Origin of the sequence: Pseudohongiella nitratireducens (assembly GCF_001642735.1) — a bacterium.
Classification (GTDB): Bacteria; Pseudomonadota; Gammaproteobacteria; order Pseudomonadales; family Pseudohongiellaceae; genus Pseudohongiella; species Pseudohongiella nitratireducens.
In genome coordinates, this window is the sequence record NZ_LWHM01000007.1 from 1 (window position 1) to 3,720 (window position 3,720).

At 47.2% G+C, this 3,720-nt stretch carries 4 protein-coding genes; 2 read left to right on the forward strand and 2 right to left on the reverse strand.

Going from position 1 to position 3,720, the window contains the following annotated elements; all coding sequences use genetic code 11:
• Positions 1-760, forward strand: a 760-nt coding sequence (locus PSCS_RS03965) for an IS3 family transposase (RefSeq protein ID WP_068810216.1), incomplete at its 5' end; no start/stop codon positions are given.
• Here the strand turns inward: PSCS_RS03965 and PSCS_RS03970 are convergent.
• Both PSCS_RS03970 and PSCS_RS03975 read right to left on the reverse strand, forming a co-directional pair.
• Positions 735-1,550, reverse strand: a complete 816-nt coding sequence (locus PSCS_RS03970; protein WP_068893780.1) for a hypothetical protein — start codon at positions 1,548-1,550, stop codon at positions 735-737. The two genes, PSCS_RS03965 and PSCS_RS03970, sit on opposite strands and share 26 nt — an antisense overlap.
• Entirely contained in the window at positions 1,543-2,451 is a 909-nt protein-coding gene (locus PSCS_RS03975; protein ID WP_157885616.1) for a site-specific integrase, read from the reverse strand. Before PSCS_RS03975 ends, PSCS_RS03970 begins: the two co-directional genes overlap by 8 nt.
• 62 nt (positions 2,452-2,513) lie before the next feature.
• On the opposite strand from PSCS_RS03975, the gene PSCS_RS03985 reads away from it, so the two are divergent.
• Positions 2,514-3,712 (forward strand): IS3 family transposase gene (locus PSCS_RS03985; protein ID WP_106387068.1). Its coding sequence is split into 2 segments (ribosomal slippage): positions 2,514-2,784 and positions 2,784-3,712, totalling 1,200 coding nucleotides; the frame shifts between segments, so codons are not numbered across the junction.
• The last annotated feature ends 8 nt before the right edge of the window (positions 3,713-3,720 follow it).

Here is a 3,720-nt window from a genome sequence, read left to right on the forward strand (position 1 = left end):
GTCCTCGTTTTATCGGGTGCTCAAAGAAAAAGGACAGCTACACCACAGAGGCAAGGCACATGCGCCGCAACGTAAAACGGCACTGAGCACACATATTGCCAGAGCGCCGTGCCAGGTGTGGGTTTGGGATATAACCTATCTCGCCTCCCAGGTCCGTGGTCAGTTTTTCTACTTGTACATGTTCATGGACGTGTACAGCCGGAAAATCGTTGGCTACGAGGTGTATGAGGTGGAATGCGGTGAGCATGCGGCAGCACTATTGCAGCGCTCACTTTTAAGTGAGCAGTGCTTTAACACGCCGCTGGTTCTGCACTCCGACAATGGTTCGCCAATGAAGTCTCAGACACTGAAAATAAAACTGGAAGAGCTAGGCGTGATGCCATCGTACAGCCGGCCGCGAGTGAGCAACGACAATGCTTATGCAGAGTCGGTGTTCCGAACATTGAAATACCGACCACAGTGGCCGTCAAACGGGTTTGTGGATCTGACAGCAGCCAGGCAATGGGTTGAACGGTTTATCTACTGGTACAACCATGAACACAAGCACAGCAAGATCCGGTTTGTGACACCGCAGCAGCGGCACAGTGGTCAGGATCAGACGATACTGAACAATCGTAAAGAGATCCTGGAGCGAGCAAAACTGAATACGCCGTCACGTTGGGGTAGTCGACCAACCAGGAACTGTACGCCGGTCGGAGCAGTGTGTTTGAATCCGGAAAGAGACGATCAGATTATCAGTGCGGAGAAACAGGCCGCGTGAAGAAAAAGGTGTCAACTATCTTGAAAAACACCGTGAACCTTGCACGTGCCTTTTCTCTCCTCTTCTGTTGAGCACGCCCTTGTGCGGTGTCAGGCTTAGGTTTGAGATGAAGCGGGGATACTAACCAAGACCATTCAACCAGTTCTTGGCCAGTACGCAGTGGTATTCGCACAGGAAGTTCACCCCACAGCGAATCGAGACTCAGACCATCCATGAGATCAAGCAGCATATAGCCAAATGCAAAGGTTTTCTGAAGGCTTTGCTTGTCTTTCGCAACGCTAAGAGCACCTTTCTTTCTTCTAGGAAATTTAAGTCGGGTAGTCAATAAAATAGGGCTTTCGCGCTCAAAAATCTTGTCCAGCAATGTGCCTACCGTAATGCCGTAATTATATGCAGATAATTGCTCTAGATCCTTAATTGTACGAAAGCGATGGATCAAATGGTCTGTCCAATTAACATAAACACTTAATACAGTATCTATATTCAGAGAATAGTCAGCCGAATCTGCGAAGCTGAAGAAATCTCGTAAATAGCGGATTCGAACTATCGTTGAGGACGTGGCTCCTCCACTTTTGAGGGAAAAATCAATTTCTTCATGAATCTTTGTGACAAGGTCAATTCTCTCACGTAGCGGATTTCCCAGGTCTCCTGATGCAATCATCTGCGCTACTTTCTCAGCTCGTGCGCTGGCTCCTCCTAAGTAGAGCAGTGGTAATAAGTCCAACGGAATCGTCCGCCTGCCGTGCTTCAAACCGGGAAACGCCAAGTTTGGGATGCTTCCATCATCCATAGTCATTGTTTCCTAAACGCGTCGATAAACCCCCGAAGGCGTCTGTAAATGCGTTCCCCATTTCTATTTTTGCATTGGTGTGTTCGAGGAACGTGATATATCTCATCGTTGTGGCCTCGTGTTTGTGGAGCATCGCTTGCCTTACGAATTCTATTGCAGACTTTTGTCCAATCTTCCCAAGTGCAATCGTCATAAGCCATGTGCCGTATGTCGCGCGTGTTTGATGGAAATGGAATTTCTTCATAAATACCAGGCCGGCAGCTAACGACTTCCGCCTTAAATCAGTCATCTCCCGTGCGACTGCCGATCCGGACAGACCGCTTGGTGTTGAGTAAGAGTTTCCGAACCGCGTCAGAAACAAAAGCGATTTGTTCCCTTTATTCGCTCGCTGCTCGCGCTTAAGCCGTCTTGAGCTATAGGCGTAACGTTTAAGTTCCTCCAACAAAAAGTCAGGTACAAGCAAATGGCCACTTACATCAAACTTTGTGTCAACACCTGTTCCTGGTCCAATTGCGATATTCCATATTTTTGCAATATTGCTATCTGGAAGAGCATTCTCCAAGTTTTCAATCCGAAGGCTTGTGATCGTACTAATCCTGGCGCCAACAAAGAATCCTATTGTCAGCATTAGATGCAATTCTTCGCTAGCATTTTTTGAGGTGTATTGTAATAGATCGGCCATGTGTGGCGAGGTAATTGGCAGTAAGCCGTCTTCAAGCTTGAATCTCGATTTTGACCGATTAGGAATTGAAATGTCGGAGGTAATACGTGAGAGGGTGCGTTCAAATCCAGCAGAGTTAAAGTACGATATGATAACTGTGCGATCCGTCCACTTAGGTGTTTCACGGTGGATAAAATTATATGTTGCACAGTGTCGATAAAACTGAATGTGTAGTGGCATAGTGAATTTGGCCACCTAATCAGAGCTGCTATGATAGCAGCCATAGCAAATTAGGTGACAAAATGACAAAGAAGAAAGGCCCCAATTTCAGCCCTGAATTCAGGCTCGAAACAGCACAGTTGGTTATCGATCAAGGTTACAGTCATCAGGAAGCTGCTGATGCGATGGGAGTGGGTTACTCAACGATTGGTAAGTGGGTAAGGCAACTTCGCGCAGAGCGCTCAGGCACCACTGCTCAGTGCACCCCGATCAGTGATGAGCAAAGAGAAATACGAGAGCTAAAGAAACGGGTTGAACGGCTTGAATTAGAAAAGGATATTTTAAAAAAGGCTTCAGCTCTGTTGATGTCGGACTCCATGAAACACTCTCGATAGTTGAGAGACTGAGTCAGAGCGATAAGCGCCGTTATACGGTAAAAATATTGTGCGAGGTATTGGATGTCCACCGCAGCACGTTCAAGTATTGGCAAAAGCGGGATAAACGTATCAACCCGGAAACCGTCAAATTGCATAGTTTAGTGCGAACTGCCCACCGGTTGAGTCAAGGCTCAGCTGGTGCCAGAACTATCGCTGATATAGTCACCAACGACGAGTCGCACCCAGTCAGTTTATCTCGATATCGTGCCGGGCGTATTATGAAAAAACTCAGTTTAGTCAGCTGCCAGTTGCCCAAACATGCATACAAGAAGGCGGCGCAGGAACATGTTGCCATACCTAACCTACTGGCTAGGGAATTTACCGTTTCGCATCCCAACCAGGTGTGGTGCGGTGATGTCAGTTTTATTTGGGCGGGGAGTCGTTGGGCATATTTAGCAGTTGTTATTGACTTGTTTGCCCGAAAGCCAATTGGCTGGGCTATGAGCTATTCACCGGACAGCTATTTAACGTGTCAGGCCCTGACAATGGCTTATGAAAGTCGCGGGCGGCCGCAGAACATCATGTTCCACAGCGATCAGGGCAGTCATTATACCAGTCGTCAATTCAGGCAAAGAGTATGGCGATACCGGATGAAACAAAGTATGAGCCGTCGCGGAAACTGTTGGGACAATAGTCCAATGGAAAGGTTTTTCAGGAGTTTAAAAACAGAATGGGTACCGGTCACAGGTTACCGGTATTTTACGGAAGCCAAACAGCGTATTGGTGATTATATCCATGGCTATTACAGTCAGCTCAGACCGCACTCATTCAACGGTGGATTAACACCAAATGAGAAAGAACAGAGGTACTGGGATAGCTATAAACCCGTGGCCAAAATGACTTGACCACTACA